Raw genomic sequence first — 21,429 nt, 5'->3', positions numbered from 1 at the left:
ATGGACGTTCGCGTTGCCAACGTGCGCAAGGAGTTTGAGCGGTTTCCGGCTCTCCACGACGTTTCGCTCGACATCAGGTCCGGCGAACTGATCGCGCTGCTCGGGCCGTCCGGCTCCGGCAAGACGACGCTGCTCAGGCTGATCGCCGGGCTGGAGCGTCCGACCAAAGGAAAGATCTTCTTCGGCGAGGAGGATGCGTCACAAAAGTCGATCCAGGAACGCAATGTCGGCTTTGTTTTCCAGCATTATGCGCTGTTTCGCCATATGACGGTCGCCGACAATATCGGCTTCGGCTTAAAAGTCCGGCACGGGCCGTCACGGCCGTCGGCGCAGGAAATCCGCCGCCGCGCCTCAGAGCTTCTCGACCTCGTCCAGCTTTCCGGCCTGGAAAAGCGCTATCCGGCGCAGCTTTCCGGCGGCCAGCGTCAGCGCGTGGCGCTGGCCCGCGCGATGGCGATCGAACCGGCGGTGCTTTTGCTCGACGAGCCGTTCGGCGCGCTCGACGCCCAGGTTCGCCGCGAGTTGCGCCGCTGGCTGCGCGACATCCACGACGCCACCGGCCACACCACGGTCTTCGTCACCCATGACCAGGAAGAAGCGCTCGAGCTTGCCGACCGCGTCGTGGTGATGAGCCAGGGCAGCATCGAGCAGGTCGGCACCGCCGATGAAATCTACGACACGCCGAACTCGCCCTTCGTCTACGGCTTCATCGGTGAATCGAGCGCGCTTCCAGTCAAGGTCGAAGACGGCCAGGTCTGGATCGCCGACCGTCCGATCGGGCTGTCCGCGCCGCAGGCACCGCAAGGCGAAGCGACGCTGTTCTTCCGCCCGCACGATGTCGATCTGGTGGACGAATGCAATGGCTGCATCGCCGGCACGGTCGCCGCCAGCCGCCGCGTCGCCGGTACCAGACGGGTGGAGCTCGAGATCGGCGGCGAGCGCCAGCGGGTCGAGATCGAGCTGCCCGTCGACCATCCGGCGGCGCAGAAAACCCGGGTGGCGTTCAGGCCGCGACGCTGGAAGCTTTTTCCGGCTGCTTGATCCGGGTTGCGGACCATGTCGCTGATAATGTTGGCGTCCAGCATGAACGTTAAAAAAATATTCGGATGCGCGAGCAGCGCCGACAGGCCAGCTTTGCGGACCGGCTCGATGACCAAGCGGTCGCCTTCACGACTGATCAAGACCTTTTCGCCGGGAAGTTCGAACTCGACAGGAATGCGCACCGCTTGACTGCGATTGTTGCGAAACAGCTTCGCCTCTTTCGGTGGCGTTTTGGAATGGCGGTGCTGGGGCATTTCAATGGCTCCTTTGTACATACAATGCAGATGCCAACAGAGTCGCGATACAATCGTCTTGCCAACGCATGGGGACCATTGCCCAAGTGTCCCTAAAGACTCTGCGTGAAAGAAAATCCTAGTGACGGCCCGGAATGGGAACATTTTTCTAGCGGTGACGTGGCGAATCCGTCCTACGTGACTCGTCGCCCATCATGCCTTGCCGCTATGCTTCGGCAATAAGCTCAGTGCATTGGAGTTCTGTTTTCATGAAGCGATTTTTGCTCGGCGTCGCCGCATTGGCCGGCCTGTTCCTGGCATCCTCCCAAGCCTGGTCGGCCGACAAATTGCTGAACGCGTCCTACGATGTCGGCCGCGAATTGTTTGCGCAGTTCAACAAGGCCTTCGTCGCCGAGCACCCCGGCGTGACCGTCGACCAGTCGCATGCCGGGACGTCGGCGCAGGCGCGTGCCATCGCCGAGGGCCTCGGCGCCGATGTCGTCACCTTCAACCAGGTCCTCGACATCGACTTCCTGGTCTCGAAGGGTCTTGTCTCCGCCGACTGGCAGAAGGATTTTCCTGACAACGCTTCGCCTTTCTATTCGCTGCCTTCCTTCCTGGTGCGCGCCGGCAATCCGAAGAACATCAAGGATTGGAACGATCTCGTCCGCGACGACGTCCAGGTGATCTTCCCCAACCCGAAAACGTCGGGTAATGCGCGCTACACCTATCTCGCGGCCACCGCCTACGCCAAGGAGGCCTTCAAGGGCGACGACGCCAAGGTCAAGGAATTCGTCACCAAGCTGTTCAACAACGTGCCGATCTTCGACTCCGGCGGGCGCGCCGCTACCACCACTTTCGTGCAGCGCGAGATCGGCGACGTGCTGATCACCTTCGAGTCGGAAACGCGCGGCGTCCGCAGGGAGTATGGCGATGACAAGTTCGAGCAGGTGACGCCTTCGGTCAGCCTATTGGCGGAGTTTCCGGTGGCGATCGTCGACACGGTCGCCGACGAGCATGGCACGCGTGACCTCGCCAAGACCTATCTCGACTTCCTCTACACGCCGCAGGGCCAGGACATCGCCGCCCGCAACGGCCTGCGGGCTCGCGACGCGGCGGTCGCCGCCAAATACAAGGCCGAGTTTCCCGATGTCCGGCTGCTGACGGTGGAAGATGTCTTTGGCGGCTGGGCCAAGGTCCAGGCCGAGCATTTCGCCGCCGGCGGACTGCTCGACCAGACCTATGGCAGCCGTTAGGGCGACGTGCGTCCACTTGGACGCACAAAGTACGCTCTAACCCTTTGAATCTGCGCATCGTGCTTTCCGAAAATCGATTCCGATTTTCGGGCCTATGCGCCGAAGCAAGCGATCTTCGAAATTGATGGAAAGCCGGCTTTTGCCGGCTTTCTTCGTTTTCGCGGTCCGGAAAGGTGATTTCCCGCATTTTCGGGCGCACCATCTAAAACGTCACGAAGAATCAATGTGTTTGTGCCTACCGTGCCATCAGACGGCTTGTTTTCGCGAAACTGTATCGCACGACCAAAACGTCATGATTTACACACAAACAACAGCCAGATGCGGGCGGTTGGGGTTTCATGAACTGAATCGGGCATGCTTACCAAAAAAGGCAAATACGGCCTCAAGGCCCTCGTGCATCTGTCAGGCTTGCCGGTCGGCCAGCTTGCGTTCGTCAACGACATTGCCGTCGCCAACAACATCCCGAAGAAATTCCTCGATGCCATTCTGGGCGAATTGCGCAATGCCGGCTTCGTCCAAAGCCGCAAGGGCAAGGAAGGCGGCTATCGCCTCGCCCGCCCGGCCTCCGAGATCAAGATCGGCCATGTCGTGCGTGTCCTCGACGGGCCGCTGGCGCCGATCCCTTGCGCCAGCCGCACCCAATATCAGCGCTGCGAGGATTGCGACGAGGCGACATGCCAGGTCCGGAACATGATGCTGGAGGTGCGCCAGGCGATCGCCGAGGTGCTGGACAATCGCAGCCTCGCCGCCATGCGCGACGCCGACAATGACGATTTTCCAGTCGAATTGACGTCGCAGATCTGATCTGGCGTCCTAAGGCGATATCGGCGCCAGCGACCCCTTATGAGTTCCGCTCGAACAGCCTCATCACGTCGGCGACAATGTCGGCGATCGGGCGCGTCGCATCGAGCGTCAATGCGTTCTCGTCGGCTGCCGTCGCTTCAAGCGTGGCGAACTGGCTGTCGACCAGGCTTGCCGGCATGAAATGGCCCTGGCGGGAGCCGACGCGCTGCTTTGCGGTCGCGGGATCGATTTGCAGGTGGAGGAACAAAATGTCCTGGCAAAAGCCGCGCAGACGCTCGCGGTAGCTGCGCTTCAGCGCCGAACAGGCGGCGACGACCGCTTGCCCATCGCCGACCGATCCGGCAATGCGCCGGCCGATCGCGTCGAGCCAGCCTTCGCGCAATGCGTCGGTCAGCGGCTCGCCGCTTGCCATGCGCGCGACGTTTTCCGGTGGATGCAGCCTGTCGCCCTCGACGAAGACAGCGCCCAGCGCCGCCGCCAGCGCTTCGCCGACGGCCGACTTGCCACAGCCGGCGACGCCCATCACCACGACGGTCGATGCGGGCCGAATGCGATCGCTCTGCATATGTGCTGTCTTTTCGTCCACGATGCGGGTCAGCGGCTGGCCGGCGCGCGGCCGTAAAGCAGCAGCATGGCGACGATGACAACGCCATAGATGATCTGCCGCCCCGCCTCCGGCATCTGCATGACGGAAAGAATGGATTGCAAAAGCGTGATCAGGATGACGCCAGCGACCGTGCCGAGATAGGAGCCGCGTCCGCCGAGGATCGAGGTGCCGCCAAGCACCACCGCAGCGATCGACGGCAGGAGATAGGCGTCGCCCATCGACTGCGCCGCCTTGGAGGCATAGCCGGCCAGAAGCACGCCGCCGAAGGCGGAGAGCCCGCCGGACACGGCGAAGGCGATCAGCACCACGCGCCGCGTGTCGATGCCGGAGAGGTAGGCGGCGCGCTCGCGGTTGCCGATGCCGTAGACCGTGCGGCCGAAGCCGGTGCGGGTCAGCACGAAAACCATCGCAGCACCGATCAGCGCCCAGATGACGACGGCGTTGGGCACGCCCGGAATGGCAAAGCCGGTCGCCAGATAGCGCATCGCCCGGGTCGCCGAATCCTGAGGCGAGAAGCCGCCTGTATAGACAACCATCAGCCCTTGCGCGACTGCATTGGTGGCGAGCGTGATGATCATCGAGGGAATGCGCAGATAAGCGACGCCGATGCCGTTGACGATGCCGATCGCGGCGCCGCAGAAAATGCCGAACGGGATCGCCAGCGCCACGCCGAGCGGGCCGTAGGCGGCAGCCGCACAGGCCATCATTGCGCCCGCCGCCACCGACCATGGCACCGACAGGTCGATCTGGCCAAGCAGGATGACCAGCATCATGCCGGTGGCGATGACGCCGAGAAACGAAGCCACCTTGAGCTGCTGCAGGAGATATTCCGGCGACAGGAAGCTACGCGAATAAAGGCTGCCGACAAACAGCAGCAGCACGATGCAGGCAAAGGCGGTCAGCACCGCCGGATCGGCGCAGCGGATGAATTTTGGCATGCGGCCGGCGATGCCGGCGATGGTCGTTTCGCTCACAGGAACCACTCCAGCCGGTTGCGGACCCTGAACAGGGCGAAAGCGCCGAGGCTGACGGCGATCAGCAGGATGACGCCCTGGAACAGCGGCTGCCAGAGCGGATCGAAATCGAAGACGAAGAGCAGGTCGCCGATGGTGCGGAAGGCGAGCGCGCCGAAAATCGCGCCGATGGCGCTGCCCTTGCCGCCGAACAATGAGACGCCGCCGAGCACCACGGCGGCGATCGAGAACAGCGTATAGGCATTGCCGCTGGCATAGGCCGCCTCGCCTGTATAGGTGAAGAAGGTCAGGAACAGCCCGCCGATCGCGGCCAGCAGGCCGGCCAGCACATAGGCGGCGAATTTTCCCCGACGGATCGGCACGCCGGACATGTAGGCCGCCATCTCCGAAGATCCTGCGGCATAGGCCGCGCGCCCAAGCACCGACCGGCTGAACGGCACCCAGACGACGAGCACGACGGCCAGCAGCGCCACCAGGCTCGCCGGCACCACGCCGAACAGCCGCCCGGTCAGCGCGTCGGCAAGATCCTCGTTGACCGAACCGCCCGGGAACGGTCGCAGCAGCAGCGCGATGCCGAAATAGACCGCGCCGGTGGCGATGGTGGTGACGATCGGCTGCAGCCGTCCGTAGATGACGATGGCGCCGTTGATCGCCCCGCACAGCAGCCCGGTGCCGAGCACCGCGACGACGCCGAAGGCGGTCTCGACGCCGGTGCCGATGACCAGCCATGAGGCCAGGCAGTTGGTCAGCAGAAAGATCATGCCGACGGAAAGGTCGATGCCGGCGGTGATCACCACCAGCGTCTGCGCCATGGCGACGAAGGCAAGCAGCACGCCCTTGTTGGAAGCCGTCTGCACGACATTGGCGGTAAAGCCGGCCGGATGGTTCGAGGTGTAGATCGTGAACATCAAGATGAAGATGCCAAACGCCAGCAGCGTTCCGCGTTGTTCGGCAAGCCAGTAGCGCCAATCTTTCACGCGTCCGCTCCTCGGGCTGGCGTCTTCGCCATGCCTCGGGCTGGCGTCTTCGCCATGCCTCTAACAGGCATCTCTTCGCCATGGATGTTGAGCGCGCTGGCGATCAGTGCCCGCTCGGTGATCTCGGCGCCGACCAGCTCGCGCTTGACCGCCCCGTCATAGAGCACCAGCACCCGGTCGCAGCAGCCGATCAGCTCGTCATAGTCAGTCGAGTAAAACAGGATCGCCGCGCCCTGGTCGGCGAGCTTGCGCATCAGCTGATAGAGTTCCTGCTTGGTGCCGACGTCGATGCCGCGCGTCGGGTCGTTGAGCAGGATGATGCGCGGCTGCCGCATCAGCCATTTGGCGATGACGACCTTCTGCTGGTTGCCGCCGGACAGTGCGCCGACCGGAATGTCGAGGCCGGCTGTCTTGATCGCCAGCAGGGCGACCATGTCGTCGATCAGCCGCTGCTCGGCAGCGCGATCGATGATGCCGGCCCTGGACAACCGGTCGAGTGCGGCGAAGGAGAGGTTTTCGCGGACTGTCATCGGCAGCATCAGGCCTTCGGTCTTGCGGTCCTCCGGGATCAGCGCCATGCCGATCCGGTCACCGCGGGCCTTGGCCGGACTGGCGATCGCCACCGGTTTGCCGTCGATCAGTATCTGGCCGCTAAGGCCGCGCAGCACGCCGAAAAAGGCGAGCAGCAATTCACGTTGGCCCTGGCCATCGAGGCCGCCGAGGCCGACGACCTCGCCTGCGCCGACCGTGAGCGAGATATTGTCCAGCCGGTCGGTCCACGACAGTTTTCGCGCCTCAAGTACCGGAGCGGTGGTAGCCGGCGCGCGCACCGGCTTCTGCGGGAAAATATGGCTGTATTCGCGGCCGATCATCAGCTCGACGACCTCATTGTCGCTCTTCGAACCCGCAGCATAGCTGGCGACGTTGCGGCCGTTGCGGAACACCGTGCACTGGTCGGCTAGCTCGGCGATCTCGTTCATTCGATGCGAGATGTAGAGCAGCGCCAGCCCTTCCGAGCGCAGCCGCTTCAAGACGCCAAAAATCTTGGCGACGTCGGCCGCGGTCAGCGCCGAGGTTGCCTCGTCGAGGATCAGGATGCGCGGCTTCCTGGCAAGTGCCTTGGCGATCTCGACCATCTGCCGTCTTGAAAGCGGAAGATCCTTTACCAGCGCCAGCGGGTGGATGTCGGCGGCGCCGGCGCGAGCCAAGGCTTCTTCCGCAATGCGCCGCTGCGCCTTGCGGTCGATCATGCCGAAGCGTTTCGGCGGATCGGAAATGACGATGTTGTCGGCGACGCTGAGTTCGGGGACGAGCGACAATTCCTGGAAGATGCAGACGATGCCGGCCTGGTTGGCCGCGGCCGGCGACGCGAAGCTCACCTCGGTTCCGCCCAGCATCATGCGGCCTTCATCAGGCGCGACGACGCCGGCCATGACCTTGATCAGCGTCGATTTGCCGGCGCCGTTTTCGCCGAGGATGGCGTGGATGCCGCCTGGCGTGACCGAAAGCTCGGCCTTTTCCAGCGCCCGCACACCGCCATAGCGCTTGGATATGCCCTCCATGCGGAAGAGCGGCACCGCACCGTCCATCGGCCCCTCCCAAGGCGCTTGTTCCTTCGGGGATCGGCGCCGCTTGTATCTTGCGGCGCCGGTCGATCAGTCTACTGGTTCTCCTTGCTCTGGCCCATGATTTCCTGCGCGGTGAAATTGATGCCGCAGGTCGGGAAGGAATTGCCGACGAAGAAATTGTCGGACTGGTCGGGGAAATAGTCCTCGCCCTCCTTGAAGTTCGGATCCTCGACGATCGCCAGCGGCAGCTTCACCGCCTGCGGGACGACCTGGCCTTCGAGCGCGGCGATCGCCGTCTTGATGGCGACCGCCACCTGGGCGGGTCCGGTTCCGGCCGACGAGCATTTCAGCCCTTCTGCGGCAAATTTGGCGCAGAATTTGCGGAAGCCATTCTCCGTTTCGCCGCCGAACGGCACGAACGGATGCTTGGCGTCGATCATCGCCTGGACGATGCCGGTGTCGCCGCCCTGCCCGGTGACGCCGTCGAAGGGACCGTTGGTGGCGATCGCGTCGGCCGTAGCCTTTTGCGCCACGCCGTCGTCCCATTTGCCGACGACTTCGGTGACCTCCCACTTCTTGCCTGAAGCGTTGAGGGTTTCATGGATGCCGTTGTGGCGGTCGGTGTCGACCGACGTGCCGGCAACGCCGCGCACCTCGAGGAGCTTGCCTCCATTGGGGATATGCTTGATCAGCCAGTTGGCCCACAATTCACCAAGGCCTTTCTGGTCGACATTGACGTTGATGGCGTCCTTGGTGTCGAGGATGTTGTCGAAGGCGACCAGCACGACGCCTGCTTGCTTGGCGCGTTTGATGACCGGACCGAACGCCGTCGGATTCTGCGCGTTGACGACGATCGCGTCATAGCCGGAATCGATGAAATTGTTGATCGCCGAAATCTGCGCCGGCACGTCTTCGCCGGTCGACACGACTTTGAATTCTTTGAGCTTGGCCGCGACCTCCGGCTGCGCCGCATAGGCTTTTGCCGTCTGCACCATCTGGATGCGCCAGGTGTTGGCGATATAGCCATTGGCGAGCGCGATGCGGTAGGGGCCTTCCTTCTTGGGGAACTTGAAGAACTGCGTGTCGGCCGCCCATGGCGCGAAGCATTCCGGCTCGGCGGATGGGCCTGCGACGATTTCGGCTTCGGCGAGCGCCGACGAACTCAGCATGACGCATGCAGTGGCGGCAACGATGCCACCAACAAGTGACTTGAACATCGATATTCCTCCCAGTTGCAGTCTCTGATTGTTCTTACGCGTCGCGTCCGGCTCCGGCACCTCCCGCCTTGCCGTCGCGCTTTCAGGGTGGCCGAATGCCGACCCGATCTCCTCCCCTCTGTCAGTCAGTAAACCAGAATAAAAACTATCATATTATACATAATAAACAAGCATCTGCTGTCGCTTATGTATAATAAACAGACGTCGCTGTTTTGCGAGTTTTCGCGCGGCGATAAACGGTAGCGCTACCATGACGTAGAGTAAAGCGGCATTTCGCGATGCCTGCAAGCGCTTTCAGCGGGCAGTGCTCTCACGGCACTTGAGTTCGAAGCCGAGGTCTACGACCGGCTGTTGCGGCCGCTCGCCTGCAATCGCCGCGAGCGCCATGGCGACCGACAGCCGGCCGATCTCGTAGCGAGGCGTCCGCACGCTGGTGACGGAGGGGAAAGCCACTTCCATCATGTCGAGATCGTTGAAGCCTGTGATGCCGATCGTCTTCGGCACGGCGATCGAGGCGCGGTGGCACTCGAACAACGCGCCGAGCGCGATGTCGTCATTGTTGCAGAAAACCCCGTCCAGTGTAGGCATCTTGGCCAGCGCGTCGCGAAACAATTCGCGCCCGAGCGTCACGCTGGACGGCACCGGCGTGGTGGTGACCAGCCGCGCGTCGAACAGGCCGGCCGCCTCCATCGCCGCGCGATAGCCGGCCAGACGCCGCTGCGAGCGCGGGTCCATGCGCGCGCCGATGAAGCCGATGCGGCGATAGCCCATTTCGATCATGTGCTCCGTCGCCGCCCTGCCGCCGTCTAAATGCGAGAAGCCGACCATCATGTCGACCGGATCGGGCCCGGTCTCCATAACCTGCACCACCGGGCAGCCGGCTGTCTCGAGCAGTCTTCGCGAAATTGGCGTCTGGTCGATGCCCGCCACGATCAGCGCCGCCGGGCGCTGCGGGCCGAACACCTGCAGCAGCCGTTCCTCCTCGAGGCCGGAATAATGGGTGTTGCCGAACTGGATGCGGTAGGAGCTGTCCGACAGGCTGTCATAGATGCCGCGCAGCACTTCGGCAAAGACGCTGTTGGTGAGCGACGGCACCAGCACGCCAAAGACCTCAGCGCGTGCCGAGGCCAGCGCTCGAGCATTCGGGTCGGGCAGATAGCCGAGCTCATCGACAGCCGCCTGGATCTGGCGGCGCAGATCCTCCGAAACGCGCGCCGGATCGCGCAAGGCGCGGGAGACGGTGATGGCGCCGACGCCGGCCCTGCGCGCGACATCGGCGATCGTCGGACGGCCGCCGCCGCGGCGCGAGCGCGGTTTGGTCATAGCCTCGTCTCGAACGCGGCGCCCTCGCCGAAACGCGGCCGCGAAATGCTGTTCAGCGTCTTTGCCACTGTCGCCATGCCAACCCGACTTGCCGCACCGGACTTGCAGCACCCGTCTGGCGTCGCGCAGCCTTAACCCATTGTCAAGCGAACCGGCCAGGACAGCTATCCGAACTCGGGTGGTGTCCCAGCTTGAATTTGGGTGGGTTCGCCGGCGTCTTGTCGGCCACCGTGCTCAGGCTTCTACGCCATTGCGTCGTCCGCTGCGCCAGTTCGTGGCATAGGGCAACGCGAACAGATAGAGACCGCTGAGCATGAGCAAGCCGAGCGGGATCAGCGGCATGAGATATATCCAGTAGGCGGGCTCGACACCTACGCCCAAGGTTATGAAGATGGCAGCGACGACAGCCGTAAAAATGATCGACAGCCAGCGGTGGAATTGCCGGATCCACATGTTCCAGTTCATTTGAGACCTCCTCTGAAGACGAGCCGCGCGACCCGCTTGGCGGCCTTCTTTGCTACCTTGTTTCGTTGACGGACGTCTTGTCGGGCATTGCGTTTCGCCCGCAGATGCCTATCGCACCGGCACGGCTATTCTATCCGCGCCAGGACCTGCTCCAGCTTAGCAAAGAACCGCTGCCACCCGTGTTGGGCGCCCTGATAGTACTGCTGCTGATCCGGCCGGAAGCCCAACTGCTCCATGCGCAGATGGGTCCCCGTGCTCGTAGGGGTGAGCGTCCACGTGACGACACTCCTGAGATCCTTGGTATCCCACGTGTAAGACAGCGTCTTGTTGGGCTCGACTGCCTGGACCTGACAATCGACCGTCCCCCAGTCCGCGCTCAGATTGAAACGGTGCCCCTCGTCTGGCTTGAAATCGTTCTTCATCAGCCACTCCTCGATCAGGTGTGATTGGGTGAGCGCGCGCCAGATCTTTTCCGGCGGAAAAGCGACCTCCCGTTCGACAACGACGGCGCGCGTTTCGGTTTCGGTATTGGTCATTGGTCCATCCTTTTGAGCAGATCTTCGAGATTGTCGAACCGGCTTTGCCAGAACCCAGCCATTTGGTTTGTCCAGTCGATCAGCGGCGCCAAGGCGCCAAGCTCCGCGCTATAGTGCGTGTTGCGGCCTTCGTGGCGGTCGCGCACCAACCCGGCCTGCTTCAGCACCCCAAGATGCTTTGACACGGCCGGTTGCGAGACCCCGGCCCGAGCGGTCAGGGCCGCGACGGTTTGGTCGCCGTCGCGACACAGCCGCTCGAAGATGGCCCGTCGCGTCGGATCGGCAAGCGTTTTAAAGAGGATCTCATGCGGCTGTGACATGGCAATCGATAACTCGCCGGCTATTGGAAAACCAATAACCGCCGAGATATGTGTAAGTCAAGTAGCAACGTGGCCGGTCTCTTCCACCGCTCCGACCAGCGTGGTCGTGCTCAGGCCATCGCCGCTGCGCTGCGCCGTGCCTTCCACAACAGCAGCACCATGGCCGCTATGTTCAGCAGGTTCCAGGCAATGCCGTTGAGGAACGCGGCGGCGTAGGAGCCGGTCAGATCGTAGATCCAGCCCGACATCCAGCCGCCGATTGCCATGCCGAAGATGGTTGCCATGATGACGATGCCGACGCGCTGGCCGGCTTCCTTGGCGGGCATGTATTCGCGCACGATGATGGCGTAGCAAGGCACGATGCCGCCCTGCGACAGGCCGAAGACCAGCGAGACGAGGTAAAGCGAGGCGAGCCCGTCGAAGGGGATGTAGAACAACAGCGACAGGGCTTGCAGCACCGAGCCGATCAGCAGGGTTTTCACGCCGCCGATGCGATCGGCAAGGAAGCCGGACGCCAGCCGGCTGACGACGCCCGCCGCCATCATGATCGACAACATGTCGGCGCCTCGCGCCACGCCGTAGCCGAGATCCATGCAATAGGCGACGATATGGACCTGCGGCATCGACATCGCCACGCAGCAGCCAAGGCCGGCGACGACGAGCAGCACCTGCAGCGCTGCCGGTGACAGCGAGATCGGCTGGACCGGCCGGCTGCCGGGTGAACCGGGAGCGGCGGCCTGTGGTGCGCCGCGCCTGAGCAGCAGGATCAGCGGCAGCATGGTGGCGAGGCAGACGACGCCGATCGCGGCATAGGTGAATCGCCAGCCCTCGCTCTGCATGACGTAGGGCATTGCCAACGGCCAGATCACCCCGGCGAGATAGCTGCCGGCGGCGGCAGCCGTCACCGCGACGCCGCGGCGGCGGTTGAACCAGTGCGAGATGTCGGCGATCAACGGCCCGAAAATCGCCGACGTGCCGACGCCGATCAAAAGCCCCTGGACAAGGGTGAACTGCAGGATCGAAGTGGTCAGCGACGCCAGCAGGAACCCGGTACCGAGCGTCACCGAGGCAATGAGCGCCGGTATCCAGTAGCCGATGCGGTCGATGGCGCGGCCGACCAGCACATTGCCGACGGCGAAGCCGGCCATGGTCGCGGTATAGGGCGTCGAAGCGGCGGCGCGATCGACGCCGAATTCGGCCTGCATGGCAGGCAGCACCACGACCACCGCCCACATGCCGACGCCGCCGATCGTCGCCAGCAGTACAGAAATGCCGAGCCGCAGCCAGGCATAGGCGCTGTCGATGCCGCGGCTGCTTGCCTGGCTGGAGACGGTTGTGGTCAAGGCGTTTCCTGTCCGCGGTTGTGCGCAAGTCGACGGGTTCGACACCACTATCGGCAGGATTGACGGCGCCGTGCAGCGCCACATCGCGCAATTGCGTGGCTCCAGGGATTTGCGCTGCAGTGGAACGGTGGCCGCCGTCCCGGAGTTTTTCATCAAAACTTGCCAATAGGCCAATAGAAGGAAGAAGGAGTTTGTCATGACCGCGAAAAGAAAATGGTCGGCCGAGGTCACCGAGCACAGCGATGCGCTCGACCTCGAGGAACACATCTTCGAATCCCACGACCCCAAGAAGATTGCGGCCTCGCTGAAGCGATCGGCCGAGCACAGCGACCGGCGCAAGGCCGGGCCGTTCCAGTCCGCCATGTCGATGCTGAATTTCTACATCAACCGCGCCGGCACGAACCTGCCGGCCAAGCAGAAGAAAGTGCTGGAGGAAGCCAAGGACGAACTGCGCGCCGCGTTTGGGCGCCCGAGAGAAGATTAGAGGATCGACCTACCTCGACTTGATGACGCTGTCGGTATTGGCCAGGAGCTTGCGGACGGCGTTGCGCGCCGCGTCCGGTCGCTGCAGGCGGATGTTCTTTTCGATCGCCTCGTGCAGCTTCTGCGCGTGCTGCAGATCGTCCACTTCCCGCGTCGTATAGGCGAACAGATGATCGAACGCCGATTCGATCAGCACGCCAAGCGGCACCAGAAGATCGTTGCCGGAGGCGCGCAGGATGGCCAGATGAAAACGCGTATCGGCGCGGGTGCGCTCCTGCAGCGTCGTCGCCTCCCCCATCTCCCGGCAGGCCTGGCTGATCTCGGCCATCTGCTCGTCTGTGCGCCGCGTGGCGGCAAAGGCGGTCGCTTCCGGCTCGATGATGTGGCGGAACTCCTGCACCGTTTTCAGGAACACCTCGCGGTCGGGCGATGTCGCGTACCAGGCCAGCACGTCGCGGTCGAGCAGGTTCCAGCGCTCTTTCGGCTCGACCCAGCTGCCGATCTTCGGCCGCGACGCCAGCAGGCCCTTGGCCATAAGCATCTTGATCGCTTCGCGCACCGCCGAGCGGCTGACGTCGAAGGTCTCCGACCATTTGGCTTCATTGGGCAGGATGGTTCCCGGCGGATAGTCGCCGCGCACGATCCTGAGACCGATTTCGTTGGCCAGCGACGCATGCACGCTCGACCCAGGCATACGCGCCGCGTTGGCGCGGCGCACGACAGCCGGGCGCTCGGCGGACGCCGCCTTGGCCGGCGTTTTTCCCTTATCCAGCTTCCCGTCCCGCATGCATTCACAAAGTCCGGATTCCGAAAGCTGTCAAGCACGGGAAAAGCCTCAGGCTGCAAAGCCTTGCTTCTGTGCACAGATCAGCCCGAATGCATCGACCTCGTCATGTCGTCTTGACGTATTTCCGCCAGCTGTGTTCCGGGCGGAAACCGAGAATATCCCGCGCCTTGCGGTTGGAGAGCAGCGTTTCGTATTCACCAAGTTCGCCCTTGACCGGCACGCCGGGATAAAACCGCTTCAAGAGTTCAGCCGTCGGCAGGTCGGACGAGGTGTCGTCATTGGCGGCGTTGAACACCTGAAAGCCGAGACCGTCCTTTTCGATGGCGCGCAGCGTGATCTGGCCGAGGTCGCGCGCGTCGACATAACTCCAAGCGATCCGCTTGCGAAAACCTGGGTCGGCGAACCATTTCGGGAACAGCGAATATTCATGCGGCTCGATGACGTTGCCGATGCGCAAGGCGTAGATGTCGATGCCGCTGCGCAGGGCGAAGGCGCGCGCCGTCTTTTCGTTGACGATCTTCGACAGCGCGTAGCTGTCCATTGGATCGACGTCGTAGTCCTCGTCGAGTGGGAAATGTGTCGGATCGCGCGGCTCGTTGGCGAAAACCAGTCCATAGGTCGTCTCGCTGGAGGCAATCACCACCTTGCGGATGCCGAGTTTCACCGCCGCCTCGATGACATTGTAGGTGCCGAGCGCGTTAATGCGGAACACCTCGTTGTCGGGCGTGATCATGATGCGCGGGATCGCCGCGAAATGCACCACGGCATCGACCGGCTGCGCGCGCAGCGACGGGTCGAATTCATGCAGGCCCATATAGCTCGACAGCGCATTGAACACCTGCCCGCTGTCGGTGATGTCGGTGATCAAGGTGCGCACCTTGGGATTGTCGAGCGGCCTGGTATCGATGTTGAGCACCTGGCAGCCCTGCTCGAGCAGATACTGCACGACGTGACGCCCGGCCTTGCCGCTGCCGCCGGTGAACATGATCCGCTTCGTCATTTTGCTCTCCACATTCGCCAAGATTCAGGTGTATTGTCAGACAATATCGAACTCTGCAATCGTCTGCCAACCGCCTGCGGCAAAAACCCGCTTCAACAATTCGCCTGCCGAAGTGCGGCGCCGTCATCGAGACCGCAACACAGGATTACAAGACATGAACAGCACCACCGCCGCGAGCGAAAAGATCGGCTTCATCGGCCTTGGCCTGATGGGCCACGGGATCGCGAAGAACATCGTCGACAAGGGCTATTCCCTGACGTTTCTCGGCCGCAAGAACCGCGCCCCGGCGCAAGACCTGCTCGGCCGCGGTGCGAAGGAAGCCGCGACCTCGCGCGAGGTGGCAGCGGCATCCGATATCGTCTTCATCTGCGTCACCGGCTCGCGCGAGGTCGAGGCCATCATCCGCGGGCCGGGCGGCCTCAAGGAGGGCCTGAAGCAGGGTTCGGTGGTCGTCGATTGCTCGACCTCCGACCCGACCTCGACGGTGGCGCTTGCCACCGAACTCAAGGGGCTCGGCGTCGACTATGTCGATGCCCCGCTCAGCCGCACGCCGAAGGAGGCTTGGGAAGGCACGCTCGACGCCATGGTCGGTGCATCCGACGCGGTCTTTGCCCGGCTGAAGCCGGTGCTCGACACCTGGGCCGGACGCATCGTCCATATCGGCGACACCGGCGACGGCCACCGCATGAAGCTGCTCAATAATTTCATCTCGCTGGGCTATGCGGCGATCTATTCCGAGGCGCTGGCGCTGGCCGAAAAGGTCGGCATCTCGCCGTCGCGCTTCGACAGCGTCATCCGCAACGGCCGCATGGATTGCGGCTTCTACCAGACTTTTATGCGCTGGACGCTGGAGGGCGACCGCGACGCGCACAAATTCACCATCGCCAACGCCTTCAAGGACCTCACCTATCTCGAATCGATGGCCGGCGCCGCCGGCATCGCCAACCCGCTCGGCAACGCCACCAAGAACGCCTTCGCCGGCGCATTCGCCGCCGGGCCCGCTGATCAGTATGTGCCGATGCTGGCGACGCATATCGGCAAGGTCAACGGCGTCGATTTGACGCCGACGAAAGAGGGGGAGAAGCAGACGATTTGAGGCTCGGCCGTCCCTTCTCCCCTTGTGGGAGAAGGTGGCCGCGAAGCGGCCGGATGAGGGGTGTTCCAGGGAACGCCAACGCCTCATTTCTTCCAACACCCCTCAACCGTATTGGCGCTACGCGCCAATCCACCTTCTCCCACAAGGGGAGAAGGAAAGGTGCATAAATCACCGCCGCGACCGCCCGATAACCTCATCGGTGTTGGCGAGCAGCCTGTGCACGGCATTCCTTGCAGCCGCCGGCCGCTGCAGCCGAATGTTCTTCTCGATCGCCTCATGCAGCGCCTGTGCCCGAGGCTGGTCGCTGGTTTCGCGCGTGACGAAAACGAAGAGATGATCGAGCGCCGATTCGATCAGCACGCCGAGCGGCACCAGCAGGTCGTTGCCCGAGGCGCGCAGGATTGCCAGGTGAAAACGCGTATCGGCGCGGGTGCGCTCCGGCAGCGTCGCCGCCTCGCCCATCTCCCGGCAGGCCTGGCTGATCTCGGCCATCTGCTCGTCGCTGCGCCGGATCGCCGCAAAGGCGCTGGCTTCCGGCTCGATGATGTGACGGAATTCCTGGACGGTGCGCAGGAACATTTCGCGATCGGGCGCCGTCGCATACCAGGCCAGCACGTCGCGGTCGAGCAGGTTCCAGCGCTCTTTCGGCTCGACCCAGCTGCCGATCTTGGGGCGTGAGGCCAGCAGGCTCTTGGCCATCAGCATTTTTATCGCTTCGCGCACTGCCGAGCGGCTGACGTCGAAGGTTTCAGACCATTTGGCTTCGTTGGGCAGGATGGTTCCCGGCGGATAGTCGCCGCGCACGATCCTGAGGCCGATCTCGTTGGCCAGCGACGCATGCACGCTTGATCCGGGGATCAGCGCCGCGTCGGCACGGCGGGCGCCGACCGGGCGGCCGACCGGCGCCTTGACCTTGGCCCGTGCCTTGACCTTGGCCTGTGCCTTGACCGTGGCCTTGACCGGGGTAAGTCGATTTTTCGATCTGGCGTCCGACATCCATGTCCCCGGCACAGGCTGAACTCAAGGCGCGGCAAAGCAGGAGCGGTTCGCCCCACCACGGTCACCTCGTAAATTTTCGTGAACCGGCGTGACGGGGCGCCCGTCGAGCGGACGCCCCGAAAATGCGAACCTACTTCTGGATGCAGGTGTCGGCCGTGTCCTTGGTGCACTCGTCGAGACCGGTGAAGACCGGATCGGCGACCGGCTTGCCTTCGATCAGGTCGATCATCACCGAAGGCGCCTTGTAGCCCATCTCGAACGGCCGCTGGCCGACCAGCGCGGTCACCAGGCCCTCTTTGGCAATGGCCACTTCCTCACCGATCGTATCGGCGGCGCCGATGACGAACTCGTTCTTGGCGATCTTGTCGGCCATCGGCTTGAACAGGTCGCGATAGGGCTGCGGTGCGCCAAACAGCGGCCAGCCGCCCATGATGCCGAAGGCGTCGAGATCGGGATTGGCAGCGAGGATATCGGTCATCGCCTGCACGCCCTTGGCGCCGTCGTCATTGGTGAACACCGGGCAGCCGGCGACCTCTGTCCAGCCGCCCTCGCCCTTGAGCGCCGGGAGATCCTTCTGGCCCGTAAGCGCGTCGCGCATGCCCTGGGCGCGGCGCAGGATGTTGTCGGCCGCGGGATTGCCCTGGATGGTGCAGATCTTGCCACCTTCGGGCTTGGCCTTCTTGATGTACTCGCCGATCTTGTAGCCCATCAGGTAGTTGTCGGTGCCGAGATAGGTCTTGCGCAGCGCCGCATCTTCCTTGCTGAGGTCGGCGTCGAGCGTCATGATCGGGATCGACGGATTGGCGCTTTTGATCGTCTGCGCGATCAGCGGTGCGTTGGACGGCGAAATCGCCATCGCCACCGTGTCCGGCTTGCTCAGCATGTCCTGGACGATCTGGGCTTCGCCGGCTTCGTCCGAGGTCGATGCCGGACCGGTGTAGAAGCACTCATACTCCGAGTCGGCGTTTTCCTTGTTCCATTTCTGGCAACCCTGGTTGATGGCCTCGAAGAACGGATTGTCGAGCCCCTTGACCACGATGACGAGCTGTTTCTTGGCCATGGCCGGCCCGGCGCCCAACGCCAGCATGGCGACGGCAGCGAGCAATAGTGATTTCCTCATTTCAGTCCTCCTTGAAACAGACGGACACGGCGTGCCCGCCACACAGACCAACCCGGATGCGCGATGACAGAGGTTCGTTTCGCGAGCGCTCGTGTCGTCAAGCCGGGCCGATAAGAATTTCCAGATGCGGTTGCAGACCAGCGCGATAGGGACGCTGCCAGATCCTCGACCGATAAACCTCCGTCTGCTCAGCCCCGGCGAACCGGGTCAGGAGATCGGCATAATCTCCTCCGACGCCTAGCTAATATCGGCTTGCGACGGACGTCAATTGCTATTTGTCCTACAAAACGGATTTTTCGAAAGAAGCCGCTGTTGACGGCAAGGGGGCATATGCGTAAATGGGCGAAAGCGCGGTTCCCGGGAGGAGCTGGGAAGAGCTAGGCCGCGGCAGGACCGCAGGCCGAAAGCACGGAGGAAGCAGTCTGGTGTCGGTTCTCGCACTCGCCAACATCTCAAAACATTTCGGCGCCATCCAGGCCGTCAACGACGTTTCGCTGTCGATCGAGGCCGGACAGGTGGTCGGGCTGATGGGGGACAACGGCGCCGGCAAGTCGACGCTGGTCAAGATGATCGCCGGAAATTTCCGCCCGAGCCATGGCACGATGCAGATGGACGGCAAGGAGCTGATCCTGCACAAGCCGGTGGAGGCGCGCCAGCACGGCATCGAGATCGTCCATCAGGATCTGGCGCTGTGCAACAATCTGACGGCCGCCGCCAATGTCTATCTCGGCCGCGAGCTGCGCCGCGGCGTCGGGCCGTTTCGCATCCTCGACTACGCCGCGATGTACAAGCGCGCCGGCCAGATCTTTGCCGTGCTGAAATCCGAGACCCGCCCGCGCGATCTGGTCAAGCAGATGTCGGGCGGCCAGCGCCAGGCGGTGGCGATCGCCCGCACCATGCTTTCGCAGGCCAAGATCGTGCTGATGGACGAGCCCACGGCGGCGATCTCGGTCCGGCAGGTCGCCGAGGTGCTGAACCTGATCCGCCATTTGCGCGACCAGGGCATTGCCGTCGTGCTGATCAGCCACCGCATGCCCGACGTCTTCGACGTTGCCGACCGCGTCATCGTCATGCGGCGCGGCCGCAAGGTCGCCGACAAGACGATCGCGTCGAGTTCGCCCGAGGAAGTCACCGGGCTCATCACCGGCGCCATCGAACAGGTTTGATGCCAGCCGGGTTTCACCACGCAAGCAGATAAAGGTCGACGATGGCAGTAACTCTTGACCAGACGATCGCGCAGAAACAGCACACTTTGCTGACCAGGGTGTTTGCCAGCCAGACCTTCTGGGTGGTGATCGCGGTCATCCTCGCCTGCCTGTTCCTGTCCGTCGCCACCGATTCCTTCGCCACGACGAAGAACCTCTACAACATCACCCGCAACATCACCTTCGTCGCCATCGTTGCACTCGGCATGACCTTCGTCATCATCACCGGCGGCATCGACCTGTCGGTCGGCTCGGTGCTTTGCCTGTGTTCGATGGTGCTCGCCGTGACCATGCATGCCGGCTATGGCATCGAGGTCGGCATTGCCGCTGCGATCGCGACGGCGCTGATCATCGGCGCCTTCAACGGCATCCTGATCGCCTATCTTGGCTTTCCGCCCTTCGTGGTGACGCTCGGCATGCTGTCGATCGCGCGCAGCCTCGCCATGGTCGCCTCCAACAACACCGTCGTCTTCCAGTTCGGGCCCGACCACGACAAGCTTCTGGCGCTGGGCGGCGGCGCCTTTGTGTTCGGCATCGCCAATCCGGTGCTCTACATGATCGTGCTGGCGCTGATCACCGGCTTCGTCCTGCGCTGGACGAAATTCGGCCGGCACATCTTCGCCATCGGCGGCAACGAGCATGCGGCGACGCTGACCGGCGTTCCGGTGCGCCAGATCAAGGTCGCCGTCTACATGATCTCGGCGCTGGCGGCGGGCCTTGCCGGCATCATCCAGACCGGGTGGCTGGGCGCCGTCACCACCAATCTCGGCAACGGCATGGAGCTTCAGGTCATCGCCGCCACCGTCATCGGCGGCGCCAACCTGGCCGGCGGCATGGGCACGGCGTTTGGCGCCGTCGTCGGCGCGGCGCTGATCGAAGTGATCCGCAACAGCCTCGGCCTGCTCGGCATCAACGCCTTCTGGCAGGGGACGTTCATCGGCGGCGCCATTCTGATGGCGGTGCTGTTCGACCGGCTGCGCAATTTCCGGCGCAACGAGTAGGCCGCAGGTCACGCGCGCTATTCGTTGCCGTTGCTATCGCTCAGTCTGAAAATCGGCCGGCACGGTTCATGACGGGCGCCAAGCGTATGCTCGCGCCTTGACGCAGGCCCGGACTGAGCCGCACTATCCCGATTGCAGGCGAAGGGAGGCCAGTCGCCTGCGGGAGGATATACCCATGACGGAAGCGATCAGGCTCTACTGGGGCCGGTTCGGACATGTTTCTGTCCTGAACGTCGCCAGCGACTTCGTCACCCATGCCCATGTCGAGGCGCATATCATCATCTGGCTGGAATGCACGGCCGGCGAGATGACCATCGGCCGCGAGACGGTGCGGCTCGGGCCTGGCACCGCCGCCGGCATCAATTCCTTCCAGCCGCACAGCCACGCTTTGTCCCGCGACGGCCGGCCCGGCCTGTTCCTCGCCTTCTACATCGATCCGGACTGGGCGCGCCGGCGCCGCGACCTGCCGTCGACCGCGCCGCTGTTTTCAGCACCGGCCATCGCGCTGGAGCCGTGGCTGCACAGGGCGGCAGCCAATCTTCTCGACCATCTCAGCGACAATGAGAGCATCGACGACATCGCCAATTACGAGATCGAGCGCTTCATCGACAGCGTGCTCGACGCCGCCGACGCCTCCGCACCGAAAATGGCGTGCGCCCGCGTCCACAGCGTGCAGGATTTCCGTGTCCGCAAAGCGATCCAGCTGATGAAGGCCAATGTCTGCGAACGCATCTGCTTCGACGAGGTGGCGCGCAGCGTCGGCCTGTCGCGGCCGCATTTCTTCGCGTTGTTCAAGGAGCAGACCAATTTGACGCCCAATGTCTACTGGAACACGCTGCGCATGGAGGAAGCGGTGCGGCAGTTGCAGTGGTCGCAGGAACCGCTGATCTCGGTCGCCTGCAATCTCGGCTTCACCACGCAGGGCAATTTCTCGCGCTTCTTCCGCGACCATGCCGGCGTTCCGCCGACACTCTATCGCGAGGCGGCGCGAGCCATTTCCTGAGCCATTTTCAGGCTGCCGTTTTTTCAGACTTATTGATAGGCGTTCAAGACGCATTGATAAGCGCTGCCGAA

General features: G+C 63.3%; 22 protein-coding genes and 1 pseudogene. 8 read left to right on the top strand and 15 right to left on the bottom strand.

Translation table 11 applies throughout. The features are described 5' to 3' along the window. On the top strand, positions 1 to 1,041 hold the full coding sequence (locus JG739_RS13950; RefSeq protein WP_202366943.1) for a sulfate/molybdate ABC transporter ATP-binding protein: 1,041 nt from the start codon (positions 1 to 3) through the stop codon (positions 1,039 to 1,041). Positions 1,042 to 1,109: 68 nt separating this feature from the next. Here JG739_RS13950 and JG739_RS13945 read toward each other — a convergent pair. After that, a pseudogene (locus tag JG739_RS13945) lies at positions 1,110 to 1,295 on the bottom strand (antitoxin); the annotation flags it as partial. 248 nt (positions 1,296 to 1,543) lie between these two features. Between JG739_RS13945 and JG739_RS13940 the strand changes: the two are divergent. Together JG739_RS13940 and JG739_RS13935 are read left to right on the top strand one after the other, a co-directional pair. Beyond that, entirely contained in the window at positions 1,544 to 2,530 is a 987-nt protein-coding gene (locus JG739_RS13940; RefSeq protein ID WP_202366942.1) for a sulfate ABC transporter substrate-binding protein, read from the top strand. A 354-nt stretch (positions 2,531 to 2,884) separates the two neighbouring features. Further along, positions 2,885 to 3,334 carry an RrF2 family transcriptional regulator gene (locus JG739_RS13935; RefSeq protein ID WP_029351604.1) on the top strand — a complete coding sequence of 150 codons (450 nt, stop codon included), beginning with the start codon at positions 2,885 to 2,887 and terminating at the stop codon, positions 3,332 to 3,334. 37 nt (positions 3,335 to 3,371) lie between these two features. Here the strand turns inward: JG739_RS13935 and JG739_RS13930 are convergent, their stop codons facing one another. The 10 genes from JG739_RS13930 to JG739_RS13885 all read right to left on the bottom strand — a co-directional run bounded on the left by JG739_RS13930 (position 3,372) and on the right by JG739_RS13885 (position 12,664). Then, complete coding sequence (locus JG739_RS13930; protein ID WP_244749947.1) at positions 3,372 to 3,899, bottom strand: gluconokinase; 528 nt, start codon at positions 3,897 to 3,899, stop codon at positions 3,372 to 3,374. Positions 3,900 to 3,928: 29 nt separating this feature from the next. Continuing rightward, positions 3,929 to 4,915 carry an ABC transporter permease gene (locus JG739_RS13925; protein ID WP_202366941.1) on the bottom strand — a complete coding sequence of 329 codons (987 nt, stop codon included), beginning with the start codon at positions 4,913 to 4,915 and terminating at the stop codon, positions 3,929 to 3,931. Next, positions 4,912 to 5,892, bottom strand: coding sequence for an ABC transporter permease (locus JG739_RS13920; RefSeq protein WP_202366940.1), 981 nt, complete (start codon positions 5,890 to 5,892; stop codon positions 4,912 to 4,914). The genes JG739_RS13925 and JG739_RS13920 overlap by 4 nt, the downstream gene beginning before the upstream one ends. Further along, positions 5,889 to 7,481, bottom strand: a complete 1,593-nt coding sequence (locus JG739_RS13915) for a sugar ABC transporter ATP-binding protein (RefSeq protein ID WP_202366939.1) — start codon at positions 7,479 to 7,481, stop codon at positions 5,889 to 5,891. The genes JG739_RS13920 and JG739_RS13915 overlap by 4 nt, the downstream gene beginning before the upstream one ends. 71 nt (positions 7,482 to 7,552) lie before the next feature. Further along, entirely contained in the window at positions 7,553 to 8,677 is a 1,125-nt protein-coding gene (locus JG739_RS13910; protein WP_202366938.1) for a sugar ABC transporter substrate-binding protein, read from the bottom strand. A gap of 294 nt (positions 8,678 to 8,971) precedes the next feature. Then, entirely contained in the window at positions 8,972 to 10,000 is a 1,029-nt protein-coding gene (locus tag JG739_RS13905; protein ID WP_202366937.1) for a LacI family DNA-binding transcriptional regulator, read from the bottom strand. Between the two features lie 234 nt (positions 10,001 to 10,234). After that, entirely contained in the window at positions 10,235 to 10,465 is a 231-nt protein-coding gene (locus JG739_RS13900; protein ID WP_202366936.1) for a hypothetical protein, read from the bottom strand. Positions 10,466 to 10,590: 125 nt separating this feature from the next. Beyond that, the gene (locus JG739_RS13895) at positions 10,591 to 11,001 is read right to left on the bottom strand and encodes an SRPBCC family protein (protein ID WP_202366935.1); all 411 of its coding nucleotides are present in this window, start codon (positions 10,999 to 11,001) and stop codon (positions 10,591 to 10,593) included. Then, positions 10,998 to 11,321, bottom strand: a complete 324-nt coding sequence (locus JG739_RS13890) for an ArsR/SmtB family transcription factor (protein ID WP_023798656.1) — start codon at positions 11,319 to 11,321, stop codon at positions 10,998 to 11,000. The genes JG739_RS13895 and JG739_RS13890 overlap by 4 nt, the downstream gene beginning before the upstream one ends. 110 nt (positions 11,322 to 11,431) lie before the next feature. Beyond that, positions 11,432 to 12,664 (bottom strand): MFS transporter, encoded by a 1,233-nt coding sequence (locus JG739_RS13885; RefSeq protein ID WP_244749895.1) that lies wholly within the window; start codon positions 12,662 to 12,664, stop codon positions 11,432 to 11,434. A 196-nt stretch (positions 12,665 to 12,860) separates the two neighbouring features. Between JG739_RS13885 and JG739_RS13880 the strand changes: the two genes are divergently transcribed. Continuing rightward, positions 12,861 to 13,148: a DUF3175 domain-containing protein gene (locus JG739_RS13880; protein ID WP_202366934.1), complete on the top strand. Its 288-nt coding sequence runs from the start codon at positions 12,861 to 12,863 to the stop codon at positions 13,146 to 13,148. 9 nt (positions 13,149 to 13,157) lie between these two features. Here JG739_RS13880 and JG739_RS13875 read toward each other — a convergent pair whose 3' ends face one another. Together JG739_RS13875 and JG739_RS13870 are read right to left on the bottom strand one after the other, a co-directional pair. Further along, positions 13,158 to 13,934 carry a FadR/GntR family transcriptional regulator gene (locus JG739_RS13875; protein ID WP_202366933.1) on the bottom strand — a complete coding sequence of 259 codons (777 nt, stop codon included), beginning with the start codon at positions 13,932 to 13,934 and terminating at the stop codon, positions 13,158 to 13,160. Positions 13,935 to 14,037: 103 nt separating this feature from the next. Beyond that, the gene (locus JG739_RS13870; RefSeq protein ID WP_202366932.1) at positions 14,038 to 14,934 is read right to left on the bottom strand and encodes an NAD-dependent epimerase/dehydratase family protein; all 897 of its coding nucleotides are present in this window, start codon (positions 14,932 to 14,934) and stop codon (positions 14,038 to 14,040) included. A gap of 154 nt (positions 14,935 to 15,088) precedes the next feature. On the opposite strand from JG739_RS13870, the gene JG739_RS13865 reads away from it, so the two are divergent. Beyond that, complete coding sequence (locus JG739_RS13865; RefSeq protein ID WP_202366931.1) at positions 15,089 to 16,030, top strand: NAD(P)-dependent oxidoreductase; 942 nt, start codon at positions 15,089 to 15,091, stop codon at positions 16,028 to 16,030. 168 nt (positions 16,031 to 16,198) lie between these two features. Here JG739_RS13865 and JG739_RS13860 read toward each other — a convergent pair whose 3' ends face one another. Both JG739_RS13860 and JG739_RS13855 read right to left on the bottom strand, forming a co-directional pair. Continuing rightward, positions 16,199 to 17,026, bottom strand: a complete 828-nt coding sequence (locus JG739_RS13860; protein ID WP_202366930.1) for a FadR/GntR family transcriptional regulator — start codon at positions 17,024 to 17,026, stop codon at positions 16,199 to 16,201. Between the two features lie 133 nt (positions 17,027 to 17,159). Next, positions 17,160 to 18,149 carry a sugar-binding protein gene (locus JG739_RS13855; RefSeq protein WP_202366929.1) on the bottom strand — a complete coding sequence of 330 codons (990 nt, stop codon included), beginning with the start codon at positions 18,147 to 18,149 and terminating at the stop codon, positions 17,160 to 17,162. 425 nt (positions 18,150 to 18,574) lie between these two features. Here JG739_RS13855 and JG739_RS13850 point away from each other — a divergent pair, with 425 nt between their 5' ends. From JG739_RS13850 to JG739_RS13840, 3 genes are all read left to right on the top strand, one after another. Further along, positions 18,575 to 19,315, top strand: a complete 741-nt coding sequence (locus JG739_RS13850; RefSeq protein WP_202366928.1) for an ATP-binding cassette domain-containing protein — start codon at positions 18,575 to 18,577, stop codon at positions 19,313 to 19,315. Positions 19,316 to 19,356: 41 nt separating this feature from the next. Beyond that, complete coding sequence (locus JG739_RS13845; protein WP_202366927.1) at positions 19,357 to 20,355, top strand: ABC transporter permease; 999 nt, start codon at positions 19,357 to 19,359, stop codon at positions 20,353 to 20,355. Positions 20,356 to 20,530: 175 nt separating this feature from the next. After that, positions 20,531 to 21,358: an AraC family transcriptional regulator gene (locus JG739_RS13840; protein WP_202366926.1), complete on the top strand. Its 828-nt coding sequence runs from the start codon at positions 20,531 to 20,533 to the stop codon at positions 21,356 to 21,358. Positions 21,359 to 21,429 lie beyond the last annotated feature (71 nt).

It is taken from the genome of Mesorhizobium sp. L-2-11, from assembly GCF_016756595.1.
Lineage (GTDB): Bacteria > Pseudomonadota > Alphaproteobacteria > Rhizobiales > Rhizobiaceae > Mesorhizobium.
Note: the sequence above shows the minus strand (reverse complement) of the source record. Positions and strands in the feature narration are given on the sequence as shown.

Excerpts from the sequence above, each read along its gene's own strand:
- JG739_RS13950 (WP_202366943.1), top strand. The coding sequence starts at position 1 with ATGGACGTTCGCGTTGCCAACGTGCGCAAGGAGTTTGAGCGGTTTCCG.
- JG739_RS13940 (WP_202366942.1), top strand. The coding sequence starts at position 1,544 with ATGAAGCGATTTTTGCTCGGCGTCGCCGCATTGGCCGGCCTGTTCCTG.
- JG739_RS13935 (WP_029351604.1), top strand. The coding sequence starts at position 2,885 with ATGCTTACCAAAAAAGGCAAATACGGCCTCAAGGCCCTCGTGCATCTG.
- JG739_RS13930 (WP_244749947.1), bottom strand. The coding sequence starts at position 3,899 with ATGCAGAGCGATCGCATTCGGCCCGCATCGACCGTCGTGGTGATGGGC.
- JG739_RS13915 (WP_202366939.1), bottom strand. The coding sequence starts at position 7,481 with ATGGACGGTGCGGTGCCGCTCTTCCGCATGGAGGGCATATCCAAGCGC.
- JG739_RS13910 (WP_202366938.1), bottom strand. The coding sequence starts at position 8,677 with ATGTTCAAGTCACTTGTTGGTGGCATCGTTGCCGCCACTGCATGCGTC.
- JG739_RS13905 (WP_202366937.1), bottom strand. The coding sequence starts at position 10,000 with ATGACCAAACCGCGCTCGCGCCGCGGCGGCGGCCGTCCGACGATCGCC.
- JG739_RS13900 (WP_202366936.1), bottom strand. The coding sequence starts at position 10,465 with ATGAACTGGAACATGTGGATCCGGCAATTCCACCGCTGGCTGTCGATC.
- JG739_RS13895 (WP_202366935.1), bottom strand. The coding sequence starts at position 11,001 with ATGACCAATACCGAAACCGAAACGCGCGCCGTCGTTGTCGAACGGGAG.
- JG739_RS13890 (WP_023798656.1), bottom strand. The coding sequence starts at position 11,321 with ATGTCACAGCCGCATGAGATCCTCTTTAAAACGCTTGCCGATCCGACG.
- JG739_RS13880 (WP_202366934.1), top strand. The coding sequence starts at position 12,861 with ATGACCGCGAAAAGAAAATGGTCGGCCGAGGTCACCGAGCACAGCGAT.
- JG739_RS13875 (WP_202366933.1), bottom strand. The coding sequence starts at position 13,934 with ATGCGGGACGGGAAGCTGGATAAGGGAAAAACGCCGGCCAAGGCGGCG.
- JG739_RS13870 (WP_202366932.1), bottom strand. The coding sequence starts at position 14,934 with ATGACGAAGCGGATCATGTTCACCGGCGGCAGCGGCAAGGCCGGGCGT.
- JG739_RS13865 (WP_202366931.1), top strand. The coding sequence starts at position 15,089 with ATGAACAGCACCACCGCCGCGAGCGAAAAGATCGGCTTCATCGGCCTT.
- JG739_RS13860 (WP_202366930.1), bottom strand. The coding sequence starts at position 17,026 with ATGTCGGACGCCAGATCGAAAAATCGACTTACCCCGGTCAAGGCCACG.
- JG739_RS13855 (WP_202366929.1), bottom strand. The coding sequence starts at position 18,149 with ATGAGGAAATCACTATTGCTCGCTGCCGTCGCCATGCTGGCGTTGGGC.
- JG739_RS13845 (WP_202366927.1), top strand. The coding sequence starts at position 19,357 with ATGGCAGTAACTCTTGACCAGACGATCGCGCAGAAACAGCACACTTTG.
- JG739_RS13840 (WP_202366926.1), top strand. The coding sequence starts at position 20,531 with ATGACGGAAGCGATCAGGCTCTACTGGGGCCGGTTCGGACATGTTTCT.